This is a genomic window from Microtetraspora glauca (genome assembly GCF_040656155.1).
Classification (GTDB): Bacteria; Actinomycetota; Actinomycetes; order Streptosporangiales; family Streptosporangiaceae; genus Microtetraspora; species Microtetraspora glauca.
The window spans coordinates 68,695-91,149 of sequence record NZ_JBFALK010000033.1 but is presented as its reverse complement, the minus strand read 5'-3'; the positions used below and the strand labels follow the sequence as shown (position 1 = coordinate 91,149).

General features: G+C 71.2%; 24 protein-coding genes. 6 read left to right on the top strand and 18 right to left on the bottom strand.

The window, feature by feature from the left end; translation table 11 throughout:
* Positions 1–224: 224 nt before the first annotated feature.
* Positions 225–743 (bottom strand): serine hydrolase, encoded by a 519-nt coding sequence (locus tag AB0I59_RS39380; RefSeq protein WP_358141616.1) that lies wholly within the window; start codon positions 741–743, stop codon positions 225–227.
* A 125-nt stretch (positions 744–868) separates the two neighbouring features.
* Here AB0I59_RS39380 and AB0I59_RS39375 point away from each other — a divergent pair, with 125 nt between their 5' ends.
* Positions 869–1,399, top strand: a complete 531-nt coding sequence (locus tag AB0I59_RS39375) for a superoxide dismutase family protein (RefSeq protein WP_061261573.1) — start codon at positions 869–871, stop codon at positions 1,397–1,399.
* Between the two features lie 28 nt (positions 1,400–1,427).
* The gene (locus AB0I59_RS39370) at positions 1,428–1,550 is read left to right on the top strand and encodes a hypothetical protein (RefSeq protein WP_358141609.1); all 123 of its coding nucleotides are present in this window, start codon (positions 1,428–1,430) and stop codon (positions 1,548–1,550) included.
* Between the two features lie 102 nt (positions 1,551–1,652).
* On the opposite strand, the gene AB0I59_RS39365 is transcribed toward AB0I59_RS39370, so the two are convergent.
* Genes AB0I59_RS39365 through AB0I59_RS39340 form a run of 6 tightly spaced genes read right to left on the bottom strand, consistent with a single transcriptional unit; the run spans position 1,653 to position 7,957 of the window.
* Positions 1,653–3,281, bottom strand: coding sequence for an amidohydrolase (locus AB0I59_RS39365; RefSeq protein WP_358141606.1), 1,629 nt, complete (start codon positions 3,279–3,281; stop codon positions 1,653–1,655).
* Positions 3,282–3,338: 57 nt separating this feature from the next.
* Positions 3,339–4,208, bottom strand: coding sequence for an ABC transporter permease (locus AB0I59_RS39360; protein WP_358141603.1), 870 nt, complete (start codon positions 4,206–4,208; stop codon positions 3,339–3,341).
* On the bottom strand, positions 4,205–5,140 hold the full coding sequence (locus AB0I59_RS39355; RefSeq protein ID WP_061261568.1) for an ABC transporter permease: 936 nt from the start codon (positions 5,138–5,140) through the stop codon (positions 4,205–4,207). The genes AB0I59_RS39360 and AB0I59_RS39355 overlap by 4 nt, the downstream gene beginning before the upstream one ends.
* Positions 5,137–6,291, bottom strand: coding sequence for a polyamine ABC transporter substrate-binding protein (locus AB0I59_RS39350; RefSeq protein WP_061261567.1), 1,155 nt, complete (start codon positions 6,289–6,291; stop codon positions 5,137–5,139). Before AB0I59_RS39350 ends, AB0I59_RS39355 begins: the two co-directional genes overlap by 4 nt.
* Positions 6,288–7,457, bottom strand: a complete 1,170-nt coding sequence (locus AB0I59_RS39345) for an ABC transporter ATP-binding protein (protein WP_358141598.1) — start codon at positions 7,455–7,457, stop codon at positions 6,288–6,290. Before AB0I59_RS39345 ends, AB0I59_RS39350 begins: the two co-directional genes overlap by 4 nt.
* Complete coding sequence (locus tag AB0I59_RS39340; protein WP_061261565.1) at positions 7,454–7,957, bottom strand: gluconokinase; 504 nt, start codon at positions 7,955–7,957, stop codon at positions 7,454–7,456. The genes AB0I59_RS39345 and AB0I59_RS39340 overlap by 4 nt, the downstream gene beginning before the upstream one ends.
* 141 nt (positions 7,958–8,098) lie before the next feature.
* On the opposite strand from AB0I59_RS39340, the gene AB0I59_RS39335 reads away from it, so the two are divergent.
* Positions 8,099–8,839, top strand: coding sequence for a FadR/GntR family transcriptional regulator (locus AB0I59_RS39335; RefSeq protein ID WP_358141595.1), 741 nt, complete (start codon positions 8,099–8,101; stop codon positions 8,837–8,839).
* A 174-nt stretch (positions 8,840–9,013) separates the two neighbouring features.
* On the opposite strand, the gene AB0I59_RS39330 is transcribed toward AB0I59_RS39335, so the two are convergent.
* The 11 genes from AB0I59_RS39330 to AB0I59_RS39280 all read right to left on the bottom strand — a co-directional run bounded on the left by AB0I59_RS39330 (position 9,014) and on the right by AB0I59_RS39280 (position 19,367).
* Positions 9,014–10,222 carry an acyl-CoA dehydrogenase family protein gene (locus AB0I59_RS39330; protein WP_061261563.1) on the bottom strand — a complete coding sequence of 403 codons (1,209 nt, stop codon included), beginning with the start codon at positions 10,220–10,222 and terminating at the stop codon, positions 9,014–9,016.
* Positions 10,219–11,406 carry a CaiB/BaiF CoA transferase family protein gene (locus AB0I59_RS39325; RefSeq protein WP_358141592.1) on the bottom strand — a complete coding sequence of 396 codons (1,188 nt, stop codon included), beginning with the start codon at positions 11,404–11,406 and terminating at the stop codon, positions 10,219–10,221. The genes AB0I59_RS39330 and AB0I59_RS39325 overlap by 4 nt, the downstream gene beginning before the upstream one ends.
* Positions 11,403–12,233 carry a gamma-glutamyl-gamma-aminobutyrate hydrolase family protein gene (locus AB0I59_RS39320; RefSeq protein ID WP_358141589.1) on the bottom strand — a complete coding sequence of 277 codons (831 nt, stop codon included), beginning with the start codon at positions 12,231–12,233 and terminating at the stop codon, positions 11,403–11,405. Before AB0I59_RS39320 ends, AB0I59_RS39325 begins: the two co-directional genes overlap by 4 nt.
* A complete protein-coding gene (locus AB0I59_RS39315; RefSeq protein WP_358141586.1) occupies positions 12,230–12,943 on the bottom strand; it encodes a gamma-glutamyl-gamma-aminobutyrate hydrolase family protein in 714 nt (237 codons plus the stop codon). Before AB0I59_RS39315 ends, AB0I59_RS39320 begins: the two co-directional genes overlap by 4 nt.
* Positions 12,944–12,945: 2 nt before the next feature.
* On the bottom strand, positions 12,946–13,665 hold the full coding sequence (locus AB0I59_RS39310) for a substrate-binding periplasmic protein (protein ID WP_358141583.1): 720 nt from the start codon (positions 13,663–13,665) through the stop codon (positions 12,946–12,948).
* Positions 13,662–15,053, bottom strand: a complete 1,392-nt coding sequence (locus tag AB0I59_RS39305; RefSeq protein WP_061261559.1) for a glutamine synthetase family protein — start codon at positions 15,051–15,053, stop codon at positions 13,662–13,664. Before AB0I59_RS39305 ends, AB0I59_RS39310 begins: the two co-directional genes overlap by 4 nt.
* A 21-nt stretch (positions 15,054–15,074) precedes the next feature.
* Positions 15,075–16,295 (bottom strand): NAD(P)/FAD-dependent oxidoreductase, encoded by a 1,221-nt coding sequence (locus AB0I59_RS39300; RefSeq protein WP_358141580.1) that lies wholly within the window; start codon positions 16,293–16,295, stop codon positions 15,075–15,077.
* A 1-nt stretch (position 16,296) separates the two neighbouring features.
* Positions 16,297–16,485, bottom strand: coding sequence for a ferredoxin (locus AB0I59_RS39295; RefSeq protein WP_358141577.1), 189 nt, complete (start codon positions 16,483–16,485; stop codon positions 16,297–16,299).
* Positions 16,486–16,511: 26 nt separating this feature from the next.
* Entirely contained in the window at positions 16,512–17,714 is a 1,203-nt protein-coding gene (locus AB0I59_RS39290; protein ID WP_358141574.1) for a cytochrome P450, read from the bottom strand.
* Between the two features lie 143 nt (positions 17,715–17,857).
* Positions 17,858–18,607 (bottom strand): cache domain-containing protein, encoded by a 750-nt coding sequence (locus AB0I59_RS39285; RefSeq protein WP_358141572.1) that lies wholly within the window; start codon positions 18,605–18,607, stop codon positions 17,858–17,860.
* The gene (locus AB0I59_RS39280; RefSeq protein WP_061261554.1) at positions 18,597–19,367 is read right to left on the bottom strand and encodes a FadR/GntR family transcriptional regulator; all 771 of its coding nucleotides are present in this window, start codon (positions 19,365–19,367) and stop codon (positions 18,597–18,599) included. Before AB0I59_RS39280 ends, AB0I59_RS39285 begins: the two co-directional genes overlap by 11 nt.
* 204 nt (positions 19,368–19,571) lie before the next feature.
* Between AB0I59_RS39280 and AB0I59_RS39275 the strand changes: the two genes are divergently transcribed.
* The 3 genes from AB0I59_RS39275 to AB0I59_RS39265 all read left to right on the top strand — a co-directional run bounded on the left by AB0I59_RS39275 (position 19,572) and on the right by AB0I59_RS39265 (position 22,454).
* Positions 19,572–21,056 (top strand): APC family permease, encoded by a 1,485-nt coding sequence (locus AB0I59_RS39275; protein ID WP_061261553.1) that lies wholly within the window; start codon positions 19,572–19,574, stop codon positions 21,054–21,056.
* 249 nt (positions 21,057–21,305) lie between these two features.
* On the top strand, positions 21,306–21,647 hold the full coding sequence (locus tag AB0I59_RS39270; protein ID WP_061261552.1) for a hypothetical protein: 342 nt from the start codon (positions 21,306–21,308) through the stop codon (positions 21,645–21,647).
* 546 nt (positions 21,648–22,193) lie between these two features.
* Entirely contained in the window at positions 22,194–22,454 is a 261-nt protein-coding gene (locus AB0I59_RS39265; protein WP_358141567.1) for a hypothetical protein, read from the top strand.
* Position 22,455 lies beyond the last annotated feature (1 nt).

Sequence of the window (22,455 nt, the reverse complement as noted above, 5' to 3'; positions counted from 1 at the left end):
ATGTCCTCGACGTACGATCCCGCCACCTTCACCCCCGAACGCGCCGGGCGCGCCGTCCGGGCCGGTGCCGCGGCCGTGCTCAACGGCTTGACCGGTATCGTGATCTGGCTCGACTAGGTCATATCTGACAAATCACGCCCTGCCGCGCACGGCCACCATGAGCGCCCGGCGACATCCGTCGTCGTCGCCCGAGCCTCGGGGCGTTGTGGCCCTGCGCCTGGCGTTCATGACGACGTGCAGGTGGTCCTTCTGCCGCTCCGTCTTGTCGACCTTTGCAACTTTCCGGGGCCGGGCAGACGGCGATTCGGTCTGGCCCGCCGTGGCGTCGGCCGGGCTGGGCGACGCGGGAGTGTCGGCCGGACTGGGCGACGCCGGGGTAGCGCCACCGGAGGGCGCACCGAAGATTCAGCGGACCCGCCTGGCCGCCCTGCCGCCCAGGTGCAGGAACGCGACCTCACCCGCGTCGTCTCGAAGGAAGCGGCCGACGGCACGCCGCGGGTCGGCGGCGATCGCCGGCCGCGCTCGACGAGATGCATGATCGATGTCGCGGTGACCGTCTTGGTGGTTGACCCGATCTGGAACAGTGTGTCGCCCGTCACGGGGGCCGGCGTGTCGACGCTGGTGACGCCGGTGGTGAGGATGTGGTCCGCGCCGTCGAAAAGCACGCCGACGGCGGCACCGGGGACGTGGAGGGATTTCGCCTCGCTGTCGAGCAGGCTCTGCAGGTGGTTGAGGTCAGCCATTCGTTCATCCTGCTGACAGCGAGAGCGATGGTCTTTGTCCGCCCGCGCCATTTCCGCCGCGCCCTTCGTCGAGGAGGCATGGCAAATCCCTGAAGACAACGACGTGCGCGTTGGTCGTGGCAGGCATGGCCCTGTCCACCGCGTCCGCGGCCGCGGCCGACTCCGGCCGGGAACACGGCCGCCACCAGCGGACCGTCTTCGCACGGGGGACGTTCGCTTCCCCTGCGACCGCGCGCAACGCGTTCACCTATGACCAGGACGCCGTGCCCGCGGGTGCGCGCGCTCAGGTGTTCGCGTCCTATCCCTCCAACGGCAGGACGATCGTCCGGCTGGCCGTCCACGGCCTGCTCCCGAACCGGGAGTACGGTGCGCACGCCCACGTCAACCCCTGCGGCGCCACAGGGGCCGCCGCGGGAGGCCACTTCCAGCACGTGCCGAGCGCCGACCCCTCCGCGGCCAACCCCGCCAACGAGATCTGGCTCGACTTCACCACCGACCGTCGCGGCAACGGGTTCGCCTCTGCCGTGCAGGACTGGAGGTTCGACTCCCGTTGCCCGGCTTCCGTCATCATCCATGAGCACCACACCAGCCATGGAGACCCGCCACCCCCGGGGAGCGCGGGCGCGCGGATGGCCTGTCTGACGGTTCCGTTCTAGCAAGGGGAACCATGGACGAGCACGGCGCGTGCGATACGGGCGACCTCTCCAGGCCGTCGCCGACGGCGACGAGCGCCCGGAGACGCCGCACGACGGGCACGCGCCGTCGCTCGTCCTGCGTCGCCGCCTTTCCATGGGCGAGCTGTCGTGAACCGTGGGGAAGCCGCGGCGCGACAGAGGACCGAGGAGCTATCGAGACACAGACCGTCAGGCAGAGGCGATGAACGACAAGGCGGAGTGCTCAGGGAAGCGGTCACCGCGCCCAGACGGGTTCGCCGTCGACCAGCGTCAGATCAACCCGTGTCCGGCTGATCTCGCCGAGCACGGTCTCGTCGAGGCGGCGGTCCAGGATCACCACGTCCGCTCGGGCGCCCTGCGCCAGCGTGCCCCCCTCATGATCGCGCCGGAGCGCGTGGGCGGATCCCGCCGTGGCGGCCCGCAGTGCCGACCGCAGGCTCATCGCCTCCTCGGGAGCGAACAGCGGGGCGTCCGGCTCGCCGGGGTGGGCCCGGTTGACCGCGACGTGGATCCAGTCCATCGGGTCGGGGGTGCTGACCGGCCAGTCGCTGCCGAAGGCCACGCGGACGCCCGCGTCCTCCAGCGTGCGGAAGCGGTATTGCAGCGCGGCGAGTTCGCCCGGCAGGTACGGGATCGTCAGGTCGAGCATCTGCGGGTCGGCCTGCGCCCAGTACGGCTGGACGTTCGCGATGACGTCGAGCGCGGCCATGCGCGCGACGCTGCGGTCGTCCGCGATCTGCAGATGCGCGAGCTGGTGCCTCCGGTCGCGCGGCCCGTTGGCCCGATGCGCCTCCTCCACCAGGTCGAGACACTCGCTGACCGCCCGGTCCCCGATGGCGTGGAAGTGGAGGTCGAACCCCGCCGCGTCCATCTCCGGCACCGTCCGGGCCAGGTCGGCGGGGTCGAAGAAGGTCAGGCCGGTTCCCGCGCCCGTGACGCCGACGTACGGGCGCGACAGGGCGGCCGTGTGGGTCTCGCACACACCGTCGTACATGATCTTGATCGCGGTGCAGGAGAACCGTGATCCCGACGGGCAACCGCGGCGCTGCTCGACCAGCTCGGCCAGGGTGTCCCCGGAGGCGTCGCGGGGCCACCACAGGGCACCGGTGACCCGCGCCCGCAGGCCGCCGTCGGCGGCCGCCCGCCGGTAGACGTCGTAGATGTCGGTGGTGGGGACGAACGGCCCGACGATCGCGTCCTGCCACGACGTCACACCGTAGGAGAACATCCGCCGCTGCGCCTCCAGCAGGCCGCGCAGGAGGTCGTCCTCCCCCACGGGCGGGATGAGGTCGGAGACGAGCTGCATGGCCGACTCGTGGAGCAGTCCGTTCGGCGTGCCGTCGGCGTCGCGGTCGACCCGGCCGCCGGGCGGCGGGTTCCGGAGGAGCTCCGGCGCCACCCGGTCGAGCGCGGCCGTACTGACCCAGGCGCTGTGCCCGTCGCGGTTGGCCAGGTAGGCGGGACGGGCGCCGCAGACGGCGTCGAGCTCCTCCCGGGTGGGGGGACGCTCGGCGAAGTGGGGCAGCGCCCAGCCGCGCCCGATGATCCACTCCTCCTCGGGATGGGTGCGCGCGTAGTCGGCGACCGCGGCCAGCACCTCGTCGCGGCTCTCACAGGCGGTGAGGTCGCAGCGCAGCAGCTCGACTCCGGACTCGGGCACGTGAACGTGGGAGTCGGCGAAGGCGGGCAGTACGGAGCGTCCCGCCGCGTCCAGCGTCTCCGTGCCGGCGGGGACCTCGGGGACTCCGGCCTCGGCCGGGACGACCTCGGCGATCCGGCCGTCCGCGACGCGGATCGACCACGACGCGGCCTCCCGGCCGGCCAGCGGCAGGTGGGCGTTGCGGATCAACAGGTTCGCCGCCATCGGATGCACATCTCGCTTTCTGCGGGCTGGGAACACGGGGAATGCCGGGATTGGGGGTCAGCGGACGCCGGACAGGGCGTTGACGGCGTCCTTGGACCCGCCGGCCCGGCGCAGGACGAGCGCCACGACGGCCAGCGCGGCCAGTGTCAGCAGCAGCATCACCGCCGACATCGCGGCGAGCTCCGGCCGGAGTCCCGCGCGGACCGCGCTGAACACGTACACGGGCCACGGGGTGGACCCGGAGACCTGCACGAACGCCGAGATGATCGTGTTGTCGAGGCTCAGGGTGAAGGCCATGAGCGCGCCGGCCAGAACCGACGGCATCAGGATCGGCAGGGTGATCAGACGGAAGCGGCGCAGCGGCGGCGTGTAGAGGTCGGCCGCCGCCTCCTCCAGCGAGGAGTCCATGCCCTGCATACGGGCGCGGACGAGGAAGGTCACCACCGCGGTCGCGAACAGCGAGTGCGCGACGACCAGACGGACCCACCCGCTGTTGAAGAGGCTCAGCTCCTGGTCCACCCCGAGGGAGACGAACCACGGGAGCAGCGCCACGCCGGAGACGATCTCCGGCGTCACCAGGACCAGGGCGAGCAGTGCGGTGACCAGCCGGCCGATCCGCCCGCCTGGATGGCGCGCCAGCGCGTAGCCGCACAGAGTGCCGAGGACCACGGCGATCAGCGCCGCCCCCGCTGCCGCGCGAACGGACACCGACACCGCGGAGACGATGTCCGCGTTGGACAGCGCCGCGGCGTACGCGTCGAACCCGAACCCCTCCCAGGACGCCAGCAGCCGCCCGCTGTTGAAGGAGTAGACGACGATGACGGCGATCGGCGTGAAGAGGAACGCGATCACGAGGAGGCCCCACACGTTCAGGGCCCGGTCCGCCATCGGCCGTCCGCTCATGCCGGGCCGCCTCCCGCGAGTCATGCCGGGCTCCCTTCCGCGAGGCCGGCGAGCTCGCTGCGCCGCCGGCGTGTGAGAAGCCAGGTGCACACGGCACCGGCCAGGGCCGTGGCGAGGATCGTCACGGCGATGACGAGGATCAGCACGACCGCCATCGCCGAACCGAGGGCCCAGTTCTGGGCCTGCTGGAACTGGCTGGCGACGAGCTGGCCGACCATGGTGCCGCGCGCGCCGCCGAGGACCGCCGCGGTGACGTAGTCGCCCATGAGCGGGATGAAGACGAGGAGCAGTCCCGCGGCGATGCCCGGCCGCGCGAGCGGCAGCGTGACCTGCGCCATCGTCCGCCACCGGTTGGCGCCGAGGTCCTTGCTCGCCTCGCGCAGCGAGCCGTCGATCCGGTCCAGGGCGACGTACAGCGGGAGGATCATCATGGGCAGGTAGTTGTAGACGACGCCCAGCAGTACGGCCCCTCGGGTGAAGAGCATCGAGAACGGCGCGTCGGTCACCCCGAGGCTCTGCAGCGCCCGCGAGGCGAACCCCTCCGGGGAGAGGACGACCTGCCAGCCGATCGTGCGGATCAGGAAGTTGGTCCAGAACGGCACGAGCACCAGCGCCAGCACCACGAAACGCCGGTGGGGCCTCACCTTGACCGCCAGCCAGTAGGCGAAGGGGAGGCCGATCGCCAGGCAGAGCGCGGTGCCGGCCAGGCCGATGCGCAGGGTGCCGGCGAAGCTCGTCATGAACGTGTCGCCGAGCGCCTCGCGGTAGCGGTCCAGCGTGAGCACGTCGTTGGCGTGGGTCTGGTACAGCCCCGGCTTGCGGCCGAGGGAGTACCAGAACACCAGCCCGACCGGGGCCACGAAGAACAGGGCGATCCACGCCAGCGCAGGCGTGGCGAGCAGGCCTGCGGGGGCGGCTCGCCACGCCGTACGCGGACCACGGTGGGCGGAGGTCATGCGCCGGCCTTGGCCTTCATCCTGTTGACGATGGCCATCCGCCGCTCCTGGCCCTCGTTGATGACCCCTGTGTACATCGTGGCGAGCTGCTCGGCGGACGGGAAGATCATGTCGATCTGTCCGAGCTTGAGCTTCCTGGCCTCCTCCTCGGAGCCCGTGACGCCGCTGCCGTAGCCCACGAAGTCCACCTGCTTGACGGCCACGGCGGGGTCGAGCACGTAGTTGATGAGCTCGTGGGCGGCGTCGGCGTTCTTGCTGCCCTTCACGATCGCCCAGTTGTCCATCCAGAGGTTGGTCTTCGGGCCGGGCAGGACCCACTTCCACCGGTCCTGCTCACTGCTCGCCAGGATGCCGCGCCGGGCGTCGCCGTTCCAGCAGTGCATGAGAACGTGGGTGCCCTGCGGGATCGCGCTGCTGCCGGGCGAGGAGTCGAAGGCGGCGATGTGCGGGGCGAGCGTGTCGACGAGGAACGTCTCGATCTGGTCGAGCTGGGCCTTGTCGGTGGTGCTCTGGTGCCATCCCCTGGCGAAGCACAGCATGGCGCAGATCTCGCCCGGGTCGTCGACCAGCGAGGTCTTGCCGCTGGCCTCGCGCGCGGCGGCGTCGAAGAAGTCGTCCCAGGTCGTCAGGTCACGCGTGATGACCTTGGTGTCGTAGACGAAGCCCGTGGTCCCCCAGTACTTCGTGACGGTGTACGTGTTGCCCTTGTCCCATTCCTGGTTCCGGAAGGCCGTGTCCAGGTTGGCGAGGTTGGGCAGCTTGCTGTGGTCCAGCTTCTCCAGCAGCCCGTTCGCCGCCATCTGCGGCACGAAGACGCCGGTCGGGATGACGATGTCGTAGCCGCTCGTCCCCTTGGCCGCCGCCAGCTTCGCGATCATCTCCTCGTTGGAGCTGTAGGAGTCGACCAGCACCTTGGGGCCGTACTTGGCGGCGAACTCGGCCAGCACCTTCGGATCGTCGTACGCGCTCCACGAGTAGGCGCGCAGCTCGGCGGCCGCCGAGCCCGAGCCGCCGGAACCCGAGGATCCGCCGCAGGCCGCGAGCAGGGGCGCGCCGGCCGCGGCCGCGAGGCCGGCGAGGAAGGTACGGCGGGGCAGACCGGCCACGCGCGCCGCGGGCGCGAGAAGGCGGGGGGTCTCGTTGTGGGTCACTTGGCGCTTCCAATCGGATCGCGGGTCGAGTCACGGGGAGTGGCTTCGGCGGGAAAGACATGGACGTCGGCGGGGGCCCAGGAGCACCACACCCGGGCGCCCTCGGCGAGGCGGCCGGCCTGGCGGCGCGGCACGCGGGCCAGCAGCTCGTGCCCGGCGTCGGCGTGCACGACGTACTGCAGGACGTCGCCGAGCAGGGAGACCGCGGCGACGGTGCCGGGCAGGGCGTTGGCCGGTTCGGCCGGCGGCGTCTCGGCGACCCTGACGGCCTCGGGCCGGACCGCGACGCGCACCGGGCCGGGCGTCGTGACCGGCTCTCCGGGGTGGATCGTCCCACCGTCGATCTCGATCGCCCGTCCGCCGTCGGCGGGGGTGCCGGGCAGGAAGTTCTGCTGGCCGATGAAACCGGCGACGAACGCGGTGGCCGGCCTCTCGTAGACGGTGTAGGGGTCGGCGATCTGCTCGATCCGGCCGTCCAGCATGACGGCGACCCGGTCGCTCATCGACAGGGCCTCCTCCTGGTCGTGCGTGACGAAGATGAACGTCGTGCCGAGACGGCTCTGCAGGAGCTTGAGCTCGACCTGCATGTCCTCGCGGAGCTTGCGGTCGAGGGCGCCGAGGGGCTCGTCGAGGAGCAGCACGCTGGGCCGGTTGACCAGGGCCCGGGCGAGGGCGACGCGCTGCTGCTGGCCGCCGGAGAGCCGGCTCGGCCTGCGGTCGGCGAAGCGCGTCATCTGCACCATATCGAGTGCCTCGGACACGCGGGACCGGATCTCCGCGCGGTCGATCCCGCGGCGCTGGCGCAGCCCGTACGCGATGTTCGCCGCGACGCTCATGTGCGGGAAGAGGGCGTAGGACTGGAACACGGTGTTGACGTCGCGCTTGTGGGGCGGCAGGTGCTGGACGGCCGCGCCCGAGATGAGCACCTCGCCGCTGTCGGGCTGTTCGAAGCCGGCGAGCATGCGCAGCGTGGTCGTCTTGCCGCATCCCGAGGGGCCGAGCAGGGAGAGGAACTCCCCCGGCCGCACCGAGAGGTCGAGCTCCTTGACGACGGTCACGCCGCCGAAGGACTTGCTGATCGAGCGGAGCTCGACGGAGCCGCTCCCTTCACCGGCGTCCGCCCGGCGAACGGACGTGACGGCGGGCTGGGTGGGTGAGCCGCTCATACGACCTCCTTCGTGGTTTCGGCCTGGGGCGCGTCGAGGGCGCTCAGCGCGCGCTCGACGATCCGCCCGGGGGGAAGGACGAACTCGACGGTGAGCCCGGGCTCGTCGCCGGCGAGGGGTTCGAGCGCGGCGTACTGCGCGGTGACCAGGGAGACCGGCATGAAGTGCCCCTCGCGCTCCCCGACCCGGGCGGCGGCCACATCCGCGGGGCCGGCCAGGTGGAGGAACCACACCCCCGGATCCCGCTCGCGCAGGATGTCGCGGTAGGACCTCTTGAGCGCGGAGCAGGACACGACGCCACCGGCCGGGCCGCGCGCCGCGAGCCAGTCGCCGACCGCCCCGAGCCAGGGCTCGCGGTCGGAGTCGTCGAGCGGCTCGCCGGCGCTCATCTTGGCGACGTTGCCCTCGCTGTGGAACGCGTCGGCGTCGGCGTAGTCGGCGCCGAGCGCCTCGGCCAGGGCATGTCCCACGGTCGTCTTGCCGGCGCCTGTCACGCCCATGACGACAACCAAAGGTGCTACAAATTGAGAAGAGCTCACGCGATCCGGTCCCCGATGAGATGATGTCTGAGCATCTTGAAGTAAAAGTGTGATCAAACACAAGAGATCAGCGTAAAAAGCATACTTATGAGAGGCAGGCGCATGCCCGGCGAGTCAGACAGACCGCAGCCGAGCGACCGCTCAGGAGGGCTGCACGATCGTGTGCTCGACCAACTCGGGCTGGCGATCGTCTCCGGGGAGACGCCCGAAGGCGAGGTGCTGCGGATCGAGCGGCTGGAGGAGACCCTCGGGGTGTCGCGCACGGTCATGCGCGAGGCCGTGCGCGTGCTGGAGTCCATGCAGATGGTGGCGAGCAGACGGCGCATCGGCGTCACCGTGCTGCCCCGCGCGCAGTGGAACCTCTTCGACCCGCGGATCATCCGCTGGCGGCTGGCCGGGCCCGACCGCATGACCCAGCTCGAGTCCCTGAGCCAGCTGCGCTGCGGCATCGAGCCGGTCGCCGCCTCCCTGGCGGCCACGCGGTGCACGCCCGAACAGTGCGGCACGCTCACGTCCGCCGTGATCGGCATGTCCGTGACCGCGAAACGCGGCGACCTGGACGCCTACCTGGAGCACGACATCACGTTCCACCGCACGATCCTGGAGGCGTCCGGCAACGACATGTTCTCCGGCCTCGCCCAGGTCGTGGCGGAGGTCCTGGCCGGGCGGACCCATCACAACCTGATGCCCGCCGAGCCCGAGACCGCCGCGATCCGGTTGCACGGCGACGTGGCCGAGGCCGTCCAGCTCGGACGCCCCCAGGAGGCGGAGACGGCGATGCGCGCGATCGTGCTGGAGTCGATCGAGGCCATGTCGTTGAACACCGGCCTGGGGGTCGGCTGAAGGGAGAGATCGCCACCCGGGTTCCGGTGGCCTGCCTCTCCACGCCGGGGGCCGCCGCCGGGTGCCCATACCCGGACGACGACTTCCCATGTCACGGCACTACGCCGCCGAACGGGCGAGCGCCTTTACGTTGTAGATCACAATCTCTCGTCCGCGAGACTGGGCTCGCGTTCGTCAGCGGAAGGCGGCGTGGCCGGTGAGCGCCTGGCCGATCATGAGGGTGTGCATCTCCGGAGTGCCCTCGTAGGTCAGGACGGACTCCAGGTTGTTCATGTGCCGGATCACGGGGTACTCCAGGGAGATCCCGTTCGCTCCGAGGATGGTGCGTGCGGTGCGGCAGATCTCCAGTGCCTTGTTCACGTTGTTGAGCTTGCCGAGGCTGACCTGCTCGGGGCGCAACCCGACGCTGTCCTTGCGCCGCCCGAGGTGCAGGGCGAGCAGGGTGCCGTTGGTGAGCTCCACGCACATGTCGGCGAGCTTGGCCTGGGTCAGCTGGAAGCCGCCGATCGGCCTGCCGAACTGGCTGCGCTGCGTGGAGTACTCCAACGCCGCCTGGAACGCGCTGCGCGCCGCGCCCATCGCGCCCCAGAGGATGCCGTAGCGCGCCTCGTTCAGGCAGGACAGCGGCCCCTTGAGCCCGCGGACCTCGGGGAACACCGCGTCATGCGGGAGACGGACGCCGTCAAGGACGAGCTCGCTGGTGACCGACGCGCGCAGCGACAGCTTGTGCTTGATCAACGGCGCCGAGAAACCCGGCGTGCCGGTCGGGACGACGAACCCGCGCACACCCTCGTCCGTCTGGGCCCACACGACGGCGACGTCGGCGACGGACCCGTTGGTGATCCACATCTTCGCGCCGTCGAGGATCCAGTCGGCGCGCTCGCCGGTGCCGTCGCGGCGCGCGCGGGTGCGCATGCTCCCCGGGTCCGAGCCGTGGTCGGGCTCGGTCAGCCCGAAGCAGCCGATCGCCTCCCCCGCCGCCATCCGCGGCAGCCACTCCCGCTTGTGCTCCTCGGAGCCGTGCCGCCAGATCGCGAACATCGCCAGCGACCCCTGGACGGAGACCAGGGAACGGAGGCCGGAGTCGCTGGCCTCCAGTTCGAGGCAGGCCAGTCCGTACGCGACGGCGCTCATGCCGGCGCAGCCGTACCCGTCCAGGTGCATCCCGAGGACGCCGAGGGTGCCCAGCTCCTTCGTCAGCTCGCGGATCCCCGGCAGGTCCCCGGACTCGAACCACTCGGCGACGTACGGGTCGACCAGCGCGGCGCACACCTCGCGGACAGCGCCGCGAACGTCCTTCTCTTCATCGCTGAGCAGGTCGTCGATGCCGGCGAGGTCCATCGGGTCGAGCGTGGGGCGGGGGTTGTCGTGGGCGCTGGTCATGATGGCACCTGTCCTGTGCTGGTGGGATCGAGGTCGGACAACGAGGCGGAGCCGGAGGCGAGCCAGGCCCGGATGCCGCTCCCGTGGGCTCCGAGAGGCGGCGGCGGTCCGGCGGGACGCACCAGGTCCGCCGAGTACGTCACCGCGTGGCGCACCTGCGGGGCGTGATCGGGGCCGGGTGAGACGGTCGGGCCGAGCCCGAGCCGCTCGGCCAGGGCGAATCCCTCGGCGATGTCGCCGACCCGGCCCGCGGGGACCTGCGCGGCGGTCAGCCGGGCCTCCCAGTCCGCGGCGTCCGCGGCGGCCAGACGCGCTTCGAGCGCGGCGACGAGCTCGTCCCGATGGCCGACCCGGGCGGTGTTCGTGGCGAAGCGCTCGTCGCGGGCGAGCCCGGGGTCGCCGAGGACCGTCGCCAGCCGGGCGAACTGGCCGTCGTTTCCACACGCCACCGCGAGCAGCCCGTCCCGGCACCGCAGCGTCTCGTACGGCGCGATGGACGGGTGCCGGTTGCCCATGCGGCCGGGGGCGCGACCGGTCTCCAGGAAGCCCTGCGCCTGGTTGACCAGCGAGCCGAGCAGGCTGGACAGCAGGTTCACCTCGACCCGGCAGCCGGCGCCGGTCCGCGCGCGGGCGGACAGCGCGGCGAGGACGCCGATGGTCGCGTCCTTGCCGGTCAGCACGTCCACCAGGGCGACTCCCGCCTTGGTGGGCTCACCGCCGGCGTCGCCGGTGATCGACATCAGCCCGCCCAGCGCCTGGACGATGAAGTCGTAACCCAGCCGGTCCGCGCCCGCGCCACCGCCGAAGCCGGTGATCGAGCAGTAGACGACGCCCGGGTTGCCCGCCGCGACGTCCTCGTACCCGAGGCCCTTCCTGGCCAGGGCGCCCGGCTTGAAGTTCTCGATGACCACGTCGGCGCGGCGGGCCAGCTCCCTGGCCAGGGCGAGGTCCGCCTCGTCGGCCAGGTCGAGGGCCACGCTCAGCTTGGAACGGTTGACGCTCTCGAAGTAGGTCGAGGAGGTCGCCGACCACGGCGGGCCCCAGGAGCGGGTGTCGTCACCGGCGCCGGGCCGCTCCACCTTGACCACCGTCGCGCCGAGGTCGGCCAGGGTCATCGTGCACAGCGGCCCGGCCAGCACGCGGCTGAAGTCGGCCACCAGGACGCCGTCGAGCGGCCGGGTCATGATCGTTCCTCCGATCCGGTACGGGCGACCCCGCGGGCCGCGGCGCCGACGAAGCCGCGGAAGAGGCGGTCCCGGTCGGCCGGCGGCCCGTCGGGGTCCTCGGGGTGCCACTGGACGCCCACGACCCAGTGCCGGGTGTGCTCGACCGCCTCGACCAGCCCGTCCAGGGCGCGGGCGGCGACGCGCAGGCCGTCGCCGAGCCGGTCCACCGCCTGGTGGTGGCCCGACCGCACCACCAGGTCGCGGCCGCCGGTGAGCTCCATGAGCCGGGTCCCCTCGATGACGCTCACGCGCTCGTCGAGGAACATGGGCTCCCCGGGTCCCCCGCGGTGCAGCCGGTAGTCCTCGATGTCGGGCAGGATCGTCCCGCCGAAGGCGACGTTGATCAGCTGGGAGCCCCGGCAGATGCCCAGCACCGGCCGGCCCGCCGCGACGGCGGCGTGGACGGCCGCGACGCTGTCCCGGTCGGCGCGGGCGTCGACTCCGTAGGAGTTCGGGGCCGTGACGCCGGGGCAGCCGTACATCGCGCCGTCGATGTCGCCCCCGCCGAGCAGCAGGACGCCGTCGGCCTCCGCCGCCCGCTCGGGAGACGAGGACGGCTCGGAGGTGTCGAACAGCTCGTACGTCGCGCCGGCCTCGACGAGGGTGCGCAACGCCGTACGGGTGAACCGGCGGACCAGGTCCGCGACCGGGTCCGTCAGGTCGGGGAAGTTGAGCGATACCAGGACGGCGATGTGGGCGCCTGGCCGCGCGGGCCGGGGCAGGCCGGGGTCGACCTCGCTCCTCAGCACCACCGGAGCGGCCTCGGCGTCCGTGATCGTGGTCATGCTGCGGCGTCCTTCCGGTCGCGTGCTCGGTCGATGAGGTCGGCGAACAGGGCGGCGTCCTGCGCGGAGGTCGCGAACAGGTCCTCCGGGTGCCACTGCACGGCGAGCACGTCCGCCGTGGTGTGCTCCAGGGCCTCGACGCATCCGTCGGCCGACCGGGCGGTGACGCGCAGCCCGCGCCCGAGCCGGTCGACGGCCTGGTGGTGGTAGGAGGAGACGGGGAACACGTCGGCGCCGACGACTCCCCGCAGCCGCGACCCGGACACGGCCGTGACCTCGTGCAGGGCGTCCCGGTGCGGTATGGCGCCTTCGTCGAGATGCTGGGTCAGGGTGCCGCCGCAGGCGACGTTGAGCACCTGGAGCCCGCGGCAGACGGCGAGTGTGGGGATGCCCTGCGCGATCACCGCCGCCACGACGGCCAGATCGAGGTCGTCCTGGAGCTCGTCGGGCTGCTCGGTCTCCGGCCCGCGGGCCTGGCCGTAGCGTTCCGGGCCGAGGTCGCCGCCGCCGGGAAGGACGACCCCGTCGAAGCGGCGGAGCCTCCCGGCCAGCTCGGCGGGCGCGTGCCGTACGGTCCCGTGCAACACGAGAGGCTCCCCGCCCGCGGAGAAGACCGCCTCGCACATCGCCTCGGCGGCGACGGTCCCGGTGAAGCGCAGGCCGGAGACCGTCGTGGCCCGGCGACCGATGACGGCGACGAGGGGACGCATGATCAGATCACGCCTCCCGCGGCGAACGGGTACTCCAGGTCGGGCAGCCACTCCGCCCACACCGCGGCCAGGCGGCCGTCGCCGATGACCGCGCCCAGGGCCCGGTCAAGGGAGGCCAGCGTCTCGGGCCGGCTCTTGGAGACGGCGATGCCCCAGCGGTTCCCCGTGCGTACGGTGAAGGCCAGCTCGAAGTCGGGGTGACGCCCCAGCGGGACGAACACCACGTCGTCGTCGACGACGCCGTCCACCTCGCCGGACCTGAGCGCGGCCAGCATGTCGCCGAAGACGTCGTCGGAGTCGCCGAACTCGACGGGAACGGCTCCCTCGAAGGTCTTCAGGAGCGCCATGTTCGTGCTGCCGGAGATCGCGGCCACGCGGCGGCCACGCAGGTCCTCGGGCGAGGAGATCGGATCGCCGCGGCGGACCAGCACGGACTCGTGGAAGACGGCGTACGGGCGGGTGAAGTCGGCCTGCTCCAGGCGGGAGGGGATGATCCCCTGGCCGCACAGGACGCCGTCGGCGTCTCCCCGCCGGACGGCGGGGATCATGTCGTTCCAGGGCAGGTAGACCCACTCCAGCGTGCGGCCGAGTTCCGCCGCGAGGAGCTCGCCGACCGCGGGCTCGTATCCCCGGCGTCCGTGGACCGGATCGTCCAGGAGGAACAGCGGCGGCGCGTCGGAGTCGATGCAGGCCAGTCGCAGGGTCTCGTTTCGCTCGCTCACGGCGCGTCCTCCGAGTACATCGTGTGCTCCCAGTCGGTGACGACACCGCAGAACCGGGCCCACTCGTCGGTCTTGAACCGGCTGTAGAGCTCGACGAGCTCGGAGCCGAGGGCCTCCTTGACGACCTGGTCGGCCTCGAACGCGTCGAGGGCCTCCCCGAGGGTCAGCGGAAGCCTGGCGAACCCCGTCTCGCCGGTGTAGCTGGAACCGCTCTGGGCGGGCCCCGGGTCGATCCGGTTGGCGATGCCGTCGTCGATCGCCGCCAGCAGCGCGGCGTGCGAGAGGTACGGGTTGACCATGGCGTCGGGGAGCTTGAACTCGAGGCGGCCGTTGGCGGACAGGCGGACCGTGCAGGTCTTGTTGTCCATGCCCCAGTTGATCTGCGAAGGGGCGAACTGCCCGGAGTCCCAGTAACGCTTGTACGAGTTGACGGTGGAGCCCATGATCGCCATGGAACCGGCGGCGTGCGTCAGGATGCCGCCCAGGGCGTGCCTGCCGATCTCGGTCAGGTGCAGCTCCGTGACGCCGGGGTCGGCCAGGACGTTCTGGTCGCCGCGCCAGAGGCTGAGGTTGTGGTGGCAGCCGTTGCCCATCATCCCGGTCGCGGGCTTGGGCATGAAGCTCGCCTGTACGCCCAGCTCGCGGGCCACCTGGCGGCAGATCTGCCGGTAGACGACGAGCCGGTCGGCCGTCAGGTCCGCGTGGTCGAACATCCAGTTGAGTTCGAGCTGTCCCGGGTCCTCGTAGTCGCCCTCGATCATGTCCAGGCCCAGCGCCTGCGCGTACGCGATGACCTTCTGGTAGATGGGGCGGTACCGCTCCAGGTGGTCCACGTGGTAGGCCGGGCTGGACCCCGGGCGGAACCGCGCGTCGAGGCCGGGGCCGGTCCAGGTCATCTCCGGCTCGCACCCGGAGCGCAGCTCCAGACCCGTCCGCTCGGTGAAGTCGGCGTGCAGACGGATGAGGTTACCGCGCACGTCCGTGGCGAGCGGCTGCCCTCCGACGCCGGGCCGGTGGTCCGGCTCGTACAGCCGGCAGAAGAAGCGGCCGATCGACGTGTCCCACGGAAGGACCGCGAACGTGTCGAGGTCGGGGAGTGCGGTGAACTCCGCGGCCTCGGCGCCACCTCCGAGGAGGTTGCCGGCGCGGTCGGCCTGGAGGTTCGCGACGGCCGTGCGGTGGAGCTGCACCCCCTTCTCCGCGTTGCGGGCCAGGTGCCTGGCGGGGACGACCTTGCCGACGACGCGGCCGGTGATCGTGACCGCCTGGTAGTAGAGGTACTCGACGCCGGACTCGGCGATCAGGCCGCGGATCTCGTCCAGGGCACCGGTGGCCGTGTTGCGCTGCCGGTGCAGGTCCAGTGCGGTGGAAGTGGTGATGTCCGTCATGGATGCCTCGAGGTTCGTGGGTCAGGCGGCGGAGGCGAGCACGGTGAACGCCTCGCGCAGCTCGCGTTGACGGGCGGGAGAGAGGTTGATCGCGACGGTGCCCACGTGGGCCGACCGCCGGTGGAACGTGGCGAGGAGCCCGGCTCGCACGTCGTCGAGGTCGCCCTCGTGGACGCGTACCTCGTCGGCCAGGCCGGGCGAGCCGTAACTCTGGAAGCGGAGGTCGAGCTGGTCGCTCCAGAACGACGGGATGGGCGTGAACGGTTCCGGGTCCGGCTCCGTCCCGGCCAGCAGGGCGGTCAGGGTCGCCGCCGCGCGCCTGGCCGTGTCCGTCGGGATCGACCAGTGCTCGACGCGGCGTGGCACGTCGTCGAAGAGGGGGTTGGGGAAGCGCGCGACGTCGCCGACGGCGACGGCGACGTCCGCGCCCACGACCGCCAGGCGGTTGTCGCACAGAACGCCGTCGGACAGGTCGAGTCCCGGGTTGCCGTCCAGCCACTCGACGTTGGGCGTGGAGCCGACGGCCTCGATGACGAGATCGGCTTCGAGGACGCGGCCGTCGTCGAGCTCGACACCGCTCACCGCCGCGTCGCCGAGGTAGGCGGCGGGCGCGTGGCCGATGACGAACGTCATCCCGGCGCGCTCGTGGTGCCGCTGGACCGCCTGGCCGAGCCGCTCGCCGAGCACGCGGTTCATCGGCGCGCCGGCGGGTTCGACGACGGTCACCCGGCACCCCTTGCCCAGCGCGGTCGCGGCGACCTCGCAGCCGATGAATCCGGCTCCGATCACCACGACGCGGGCGCCGGGCAGGAGCGCGGCGCGCAGGCTGACGCAGTCGTCCAGCGTACGGAGGACGAACCGGCCGGCCGCGGGACCGGGCAGGGGCAGCCGCCGCGGCCGCAGCCCGGTCGCCACCACCAGCGCGTCGAAGGTCTCCCGCGACCCGTCCCCGAGCCGGAGCACTCCCCCGGCCAGGTCGGATCCGACCACCCTCCGGCCGAGCCGGAAATCGACGTCGCCGACCGCGGCGCGGCGCCGGAACGCCACCATGCCGTGCAGCCGGTGGGGGTCTGCGTCCCCCGGGGCGGACAGCACCTCCTTGGACAGCGGCGGCCGGTTGTAGGGCGGATACGGTTCCTCGCCGAAGACCGTGACAGGTCCGACGAATCCGGCCGACCGCAGTTGCTCGGCCGCGCGCAGACCCGCCAGGGAGGCGCCGACCACGGCGACGCGGGCGGACATGTCAGTCCTCGATGAGGATGGCCTGGACGGGGCAGACGTCCGCGGCCTCCTCTACTTCGAAGCGGTAGGACTCGTCGGGGTTGCCCTCGTAGACGAGCCTGCCCTCCTCGTCCATCTGGAAGACGGCGGGGGCGGCGATGGCGCACTGGCCATGATCCTGGCACTTGGCCAGGTCGACGATGATCCGCATGGTGTGCTCCTTGGGACGTGGACGGTTCAGGGTGCCGGGGTGAAGGCGACGGGGAGGCGGATCGGGCCGGTGTTGCCGGAGTCCGGCAACCACTCGTCCCGCCCGTCGATGTGGGGGTCGCGCATCCGGCGGGCCAGGAGCGGCAACGCCTCGCTCATGTCGCTGCGCGCGACGAAGTGGCCGAGGCAGTGGTGGGCTCCGCCGCCGAACCCGACGTGCGGCTTGCGCTCGGCGGTGATGTCGAAGGCGCTCTCGCCGAAGGCCCGGGGGTCGGTGCCGGCCGACTCGCTGAAGAGGTGCACGGTGGTGCCGGCCTCGATGTCGAGGCCGGCGAAGGTGAAGTCCTCCAGGGCCTCGCGGGTGACCCAGCGAACGGTCGGGTTGACCCGCATGACCTCTTCGACCGCCTTGCCGCCGAGTTCGGGGCGCTCGGCGAGCAGCCTCCACTGGTCGGGATGCCGCATGAAGGTCTGCATGGCCAGCCCGAGCTGGTTCCGGGTGGTGTCGTAGCCGCCGAAGATGAGCAGGACCAGCGCGTCCCGCAGCTCGGCGTCGCTGAGCCTGTCGGAGTCGCGGTTGGCCTTGACCAGCGCGGAGACGAAGTCGTCGCGCTCGGCCCCGCGCCGGTCGGCGATGAGCGCGTCGGCGTACGCGTAGAGGCTCCCCAGGGCTTCCTCGATCTTGGGCAGGTCCTGGCGCAGGGTGATCCCCATCGCCAGGCCGATGGTCGCGGACTCCCGCGCGATGATCGGCCATTCGTGCTCCGGCAGGCCGAGCATGATCGCGATGACCCGGGCCGCGTACGGCTCCGCGAACTCCGAGACGAACTCGCAGCGGCCGGGCTCGGCGAACCCGTCGATGAGCTCCGTGGCCAGCGCCTGGAACCTGGGGACCAGGCCGCCGATCAGCTTGGACGAGAACGCCGGGTTCATCAGGCGGCGCAGGCGGTGGTGCTCCTCGCCCTCCTTGTTCAGCACCCAGCTCGCGAACCAGTCGGCGAACGGCCCCTCGGTGACGCCGTTGTGCGCCGGCCAGGCCGCACTGCCCTGGCGGAGCTTGGGGTGCTTGAGCAGCCGGCTGACCTCCTCGTAGCGCAGGATCGCGATCCCGTAGTTGGTCCGGGCGTACCAGCTGCGCTCCCGCGCCTCGTGGACGAGGTCCGACGTGATCGAGAAGCTCGGATCGGCGATGTCCAGCCGTGGGGCGGCATCAGGCGGTGTGACCGTCATGGACTCTCCAAACCGTTGGACGAGCAAGGTTGGCCGAAATACTCTAAAAATAGAGTCTTTATGTCAAGAGGTCGCCCACGATCGGGTCGGTAAAGGAGTCCGGGCGCGGCTCGGCCCCGGACGACGTCCGGGGCCCTGGAGGGTTACTCGTTCTCGGCGAGCGCCACGACCCAGCCGCTGTCCAGGCCCACCGGGCAGACCTCGACGAACTCCCCCTCATGGGGGCGCGGCATCGACGGCAGCCGGGAGCCGACCACCCAACGCGGGGTGTTGGCCGCGACGACCCGCCGCTCGGCGCTGACCAGCAGCGCGTCCCGCCCGGCCGAGCGGAGGGCCCGCAGCAGGGCCGGCTCGACGTCACTCATGGCCAGGTCGGCGCCGGCGACCCCGAGGAAGATTTCGTCGGACACGGGGACGGTGAGCGTGAGCACGTAGCGGTTGGCGCCCGTGTAGTCGACGTACGGGCCGAACACCGCCCGTTCCCCGCGGTCCCTGGCCGCGACGAACCAGTCCATCTGGAGGTAGTCGTACAGATCGACACTGGTCGGATCGAAGTTCAGCCGCATCCGGGCGACCGTGTCGCCCGTGCGGTGCCACCAGTGGATGTAGCGCTCGACACCGCCGATGACGTCCGGCGCGGCGAGGAAGCCCAGGCCGTCGGCCATCGGCTGCCTGGCCAGCTCCTCCTTGATGAAGGGCTCCAGCATGCCGAGGTGGGCCTCCTTCAGCCGGCGGCCCTCGTCGAGCAGGGCGCGCCGCCGCCGGACAACCTCGGCGCCGAGCTCGTCGAGAGCGTCGAACACCCCTCCGAGCAGCGCCCTGATCCGCTCGGCCACGCGCTCGGCGCCGCCGTTCTCCGGACCGCTCGGCGGTGAAAGGCTTTCAGGAGTCAATCTCGCCGCCCTCCGTTGACCCTCGTTCGGCAAGCAACAGGTGGAGCTCGGTGAGCCTGCGCAGGTTGCGTTGCACATGGCGCTCGGCGAGCAGTCTCGCCTGCTCGCCGTCCTCCTCGGCTATGGCCGTGGCGATGGCGTGATGGTCGGCGACCACGTCGCCCAGCCGCAGCTCCGTCCCGTACGGCAGCCAGAGCATGCCCGCGGTCTCGGCCTGCAGGTTGATCTCGAGGCGGGTCAGCCGTTCGGACTGGGAGGCGATGGCCACCTCGATGTGGAAGCGGCTGTCGGCGCGGATGCGCGCTCCCAGGCCGCCGGCCGAGGCGAGCTGGTCGACGAGCGTGAGCAGGCGGCGCACGCCCGCTCTCGACGCCCGTTCCGCGGCGAGCTTGGCGGACAGTCCCGACACCGCCAACTGCTCGTCCGCCAGGTCGCGCAGCGCCGAGACGGGGATCGCCTGCAACCGCTCGGCCATCTCCTCGACGGGCGGGTTGGCCGGGTGGCGTACGAAGGTGCCTCCGGTCCGGCCCCGGCGGGTCTCGACCAGGCCCTGCCGGCGCAGGATCGCCAGCGCCTCTCTCAGGGTCATGGGCGAGACCCCGAGCTGGTTGGCGAACTCCACCTCCGTGGGGAGCTGTTCGCCGTCGACCAGGAGCCCGAGCTCGATGGCCTTGCCGACCCGGTGGACGACCTCGTCGGCCCGGCCCGCGGTGGTCAGCGGGGAGAGCAGGGCCGCCCGTGGCGCAGACGCGCGCCGCACCCTCTCACTCCCTCCGTCGGCCAGAGATGAACAAGGAATTACCTCGTGACTCTTGTGCGATAACAAATGAAATTGTAGTTTTTCCGACCATCCGGCCCCACGAGGCTAGCCGCAATCATACGGACCACCTGCCGGTCCGTTTCCCCGTACCGCCGTCCGGGTCCGCCTATCGCACGCCTTCTCCGCACAGACATCGGAGCCCCCATGAGTACGTCGATCTCACCGGAGCGAAACGACAGCGACGCCGCCCACCTGGCCTCGCTCGGTTACCAATCCGAGTTCAAGCGGGACATGACGCCCTGGGCGAACTTCTCCCTCGGCTTCACCTACCTGTCCCCTGTCGTGGGGGTGTACTCCCTGTTCGCCTACGCCCTGGCGACCGGCGGACCGCCGATGATCTGGAGCTTCGTCATCGTCGGCGTCGGCCAGTTCCTCGTCGCGCTGATCTTCAGCGAGGTCGTCGCCCAGTACCCCGTCGTCGGCGGCGTCTATCCGTGGGCCCGGCGCCTGTGGGGCCGCCGGTACGCCTGGATGACCGGGTGGGTGTACCTCGTCGCCCTGCTCGTCACGATCGCCTCGGTCGTCTACGGCGCGGGCCCCTACATCGCCGCGACGTTCGGCTTCACGGCCACCGTGGACACCGCGATCATCTGTTCCCTGGCCATCCTGGCCGTCGCCACCATCGTGAACTTCATGGGCACCAAGGTCCTGGCCACCGCCGCCATCATCGGGTTCACCGCCGAGATCATCGGAGCGCTGGCGGTCGGCGGCTGGCTGCTGCTGACGCATCGCTACCACGGGCTGGACGTGCTGTTCGACTCCTTCGGCGCGGGCGGCGGCGGCAGCTACATGTGGGCCTTCGCCGCGGCGGGCCTCATCGGCGTCTACCAGTACTACGGCTTCGAGGCGTGCGGTGACGTGGCCGAGGAGGTGCCCGACCCGGGCCGCCTCATCCCCAAGGCCATGCGCCGCACGATCTACATCGGCGGCGCGGCGGCCACGTTCGTCTGCCTCGCTCTCGTACTCTCCGTCGCCGACATCCCCGCGGTGATCGCCGGCCAGGACACCGACCCGGTCTCCACCCTGCTCGACCAGGCGTTCGGACCGGTCGCCTCCAAGATCGTCCTCGCCATCGTGCTCATCTCGTTCCTCTCCTGCGCGATGAGCCTGCAGGCCGCCGCGAGCCGGCTCGCCTACAGCTACGGCCGCGACGACATGATCATGGGCAGCAGGTTCCTGAAGAAGTTCTCCCAGAAGCGCCATGTCCCGCCGTACGCGCTGCTCGTCGCGGCCGTCGTGCCCGCCGTGATCGTCATCGGGTCGAAGGTGTCGGAGAACGCGCTGGCCAAGGTGATCAGCTTCGCCGCGCTCGGCATCTACCTCGCCTTCCAGATGGTCGTCCTCGCCGCGCTGCGCGCCCGCCTCAAGGGCTGGCAGCCGAGCGGGAAGTACCGCCTCGGCCGCTGGGGCCTGCCGGTCAACATCGCGGCCCTCGTCTACGGCGTCATCGCGATGGTCAACATGTCCTGGCCCCGCACGCCGGGCGCCCCGTGGTACGACAACTACATCGTGCCGCTGTCCGGGGCGGTCGTCATCGCGATCGGCGCCGTGTACATGCTGGTGCACCGGACCTACGGCCGGAGCGACGCGCCCTACGACGACGCCATCCCCAAGAAGACGAACGTCTAGAGCCGCTTACTCGGATCACGTACGGACCCAGATCACCAGGGCTGCCACGGCCACGGTGCCGAGGTAGACGCAGGCGCGCTTGTCGCAGCGGGTGGCAACGGCTCGAAGGCTCTTCAGCCGATCGACCGCCCGCTCGACAACGTGCGCTTCCTGTCGAGGACCATCAGGCGCATCCGCCGCCAACCGCCCGGTTCGGCGGGCCGCAGCCCGCTCTTTGGCAACCGCGGCTGCGAAGGATACGAGTGGCCGGTGCTCAGTGTCCGGCCGGACGGCACGGTCAACCCGCTGGGCGAGCTGACATGGAACCGCGTGTTAGGTGGTCTGTCACCGGACGGCACAACCCTGGCCGGATGGGGCGGCTTCGACTCCTACCATGCGGTCGCCTTCTATGACGCGAGGACCGGCAGGAGGCTGCCCCGAACCGTGCCGTTGCCGGAGGAGTGGTACCTCGTGGGCTGGCAGGACGATCAGCATCTGCTGGCGACGTCCCGGGCGGGCTTCCAGATCATCGACGTGACCACCGGAGAGCACGCTCCCTACAAGCTGCTCCCAGCCGACCTCTTCCCGCTTCACCTCGGGGAACTGCGATGACCGAATCCTGGCAGACCCCGCTGTTGCGGACGGCGCTCCTGCTCACCACCTCGCAGAAGCATGCGGAGAAGCTCGTCGCCAGGGCGCTGGCGGCCAGGGGTGACAGCAAGGACGCCTACTTCACGCTCTACCGCCGCTTCCTGTCGCCGCTGCGTCCCTCGCGCGGCCGCCGTGCCATCACGGTCGCGTTGGATCACGACGGGTGGTCGGAGGGAGACGTCGCCGACCTGTTCGGCTGGTCCCAGGCCAAGGTCCTTCGTATGGCCGACGCACGGCAGCCGCCGGCGGTAGAGCCGCTTGTCCCGGATGTCTCCCGGCTGCCGACCTTGGCCAGGCGGTATCGCGCCCGGCGCGCGATCCTGCTGTCTCTCCTGATGGCGACGCCCGCCGTCCTGTCGCCGATCCTCGTAGGGAACGTCCGGGTGATCACCTGGTTCACCGGGCGGTATTCGCCCCCGACCCCCTACGAGGCCCCGCCCAGAGCGGAGGAACTCCCGCCGCTGCCCAACGACTCCATCCGGTACGCCTACCAGCTGGACGACCCCTTTGACGAGACTCGACGGCTCCATCGCGCGCACCCTCCCCTACGAGCCTTACGGAGAGGGCAGGACGTCCCCCGACGGCCAGACGATCGCCGCGCACGCGGAGAACGACAAGGTCGAACTGGTCGACACGGCGACGGGAAAGGTGAGCCGAAGCTTCCCCGTCGAGGGCCTCGACGATGTACGGGCCTGGGCAGGTCCCGATGCGGTGATCGTCAGCTCCACCTGCGGCACATGCCTGCTCGACCTGCGACCGGGACCTTGAG

Bases quoted from the DNA above. Each gene is read 5' to 3' on its own strand.
- AB0I59_RS39380 (WP_358141616.1), bottom strand. From the start codon at position 743: ATGGCTGACCTCAACCACCTGCAGAGCCTGCTCGACAGCGAGGCGAAA.
- AB0I59_RS39375 (WP_061261573.1), top strand. From the start codon at position 869: ATGGCCCTGTCCACCGCGTCCGCGGCCGCGGCCGACTCCGGCCGGGAA.
- AB0I59_RS39365 (WP_358141606.1), bottom strand. From the start codon at position 3,281: ATGGCGGCGAACCTGTTGATCCGCAACGCCCACCTGCCGCTGGCCGGC.
- AB0I59_RS39360 (WP_358141603.1), bottom strand. From the start codon at position 4,208: ATGACTCGCGGGAGGCGGCCCGGCATGAGCGGACGGCCGATGGCGGAC.
- AB0I59_RS39355 (WP_061261568.1), bottom strand. From the start codon at position 5,140: ATGACCTCCGCCCACCGTGGTCCGCGTACGGCGTGGCGAGCCGCCCCC.
- AB0I59_RS39345 (WP_358141598.1), bottom strand. From the start codon at position 7,457: ATGAGCGGCTCACCCACCCAGCCCGCCGTCACGTCCGTTCGCCGGGCG.
- AB0I59_RS39340 (WP_061261565.1), bottom strand. From the start codon at position 7,957: ATGGGCGTGACAGGCGCCGGCAAGACGACCGTGGGACATGCCCTGGCC.
- AB0I59_RS39335 (WP_358141595.1), top strand. From the start codon at position 8,099: ATGCCCGGCGAGTCAGACAGACCGCAGCCGAGCGACCGCTCAGGAGGG.
- AB0I59_RS39330 (WP_061261563.1), bottom strand. From the start codon at position 10,222: ATGACCAGCGCCCACGACAACCCCCGCCCCACGCTCGACCCGATGGAC.
- AB0I59_RS39325 (WP_358141592.1), bottom strand. From the start codon at position 11,406: ATGACCCGGCCGCTCGACGGCGTCCTGGTGGCCGACTTCAGCCGCGTG.
- AB0I59_RS39320 (WP_358141589.1), bottom strand. From the start codon at position 12,233: ATGACCACGATCACGGACGCCGAGGCCGCTCCGGTGGTGCTGAGGAGC.
- AB0I59_RS39315 (WP_358141586.1), bottom strand. From the start codon at position 12,943: ATGCGTCCCCTCGTCGCCGTCATCGGTCGCCGGGCCACGACGGTCTCC.
- AB0I59_RS39305 (WP_061261559.1), bottom strand. From the start codon at position 15,053: ATGACGGACATCACCACTTCCACCGCACTGGACCTGCACCGGCAGCGC.
- AB0I59_RS39300 (WP_358141580.1), bottom strand. From the start codon at position 16,295: ATGTCCGCCCGCGTCGCCGTGGTCGGCGCCTCCCTGGCGGGTCTGCGC.
- AB0I59_RS39295 (WP_358141577.1), bottom strand. From the start codon at position 16,485: ATGCGGATCATCGTCGACCTGGCCAAGTGCCAGGATCATGGCCAGTGC.
- AB0I59_RS39290 (WP_358141574.1), bottom strand. From the start codon at position 17,714: ATGACGGTCACACCGCCTGATGCCGCCCCACGGCTGGACATCGCCGAT.
- AB0I59_RS39275 (WP_061261553.1), top strand. From the start codon at position 19,572: ATGAGTACGTCGATCTCACCGGAGCGAAACGACAGCGACGCCGCCCAC.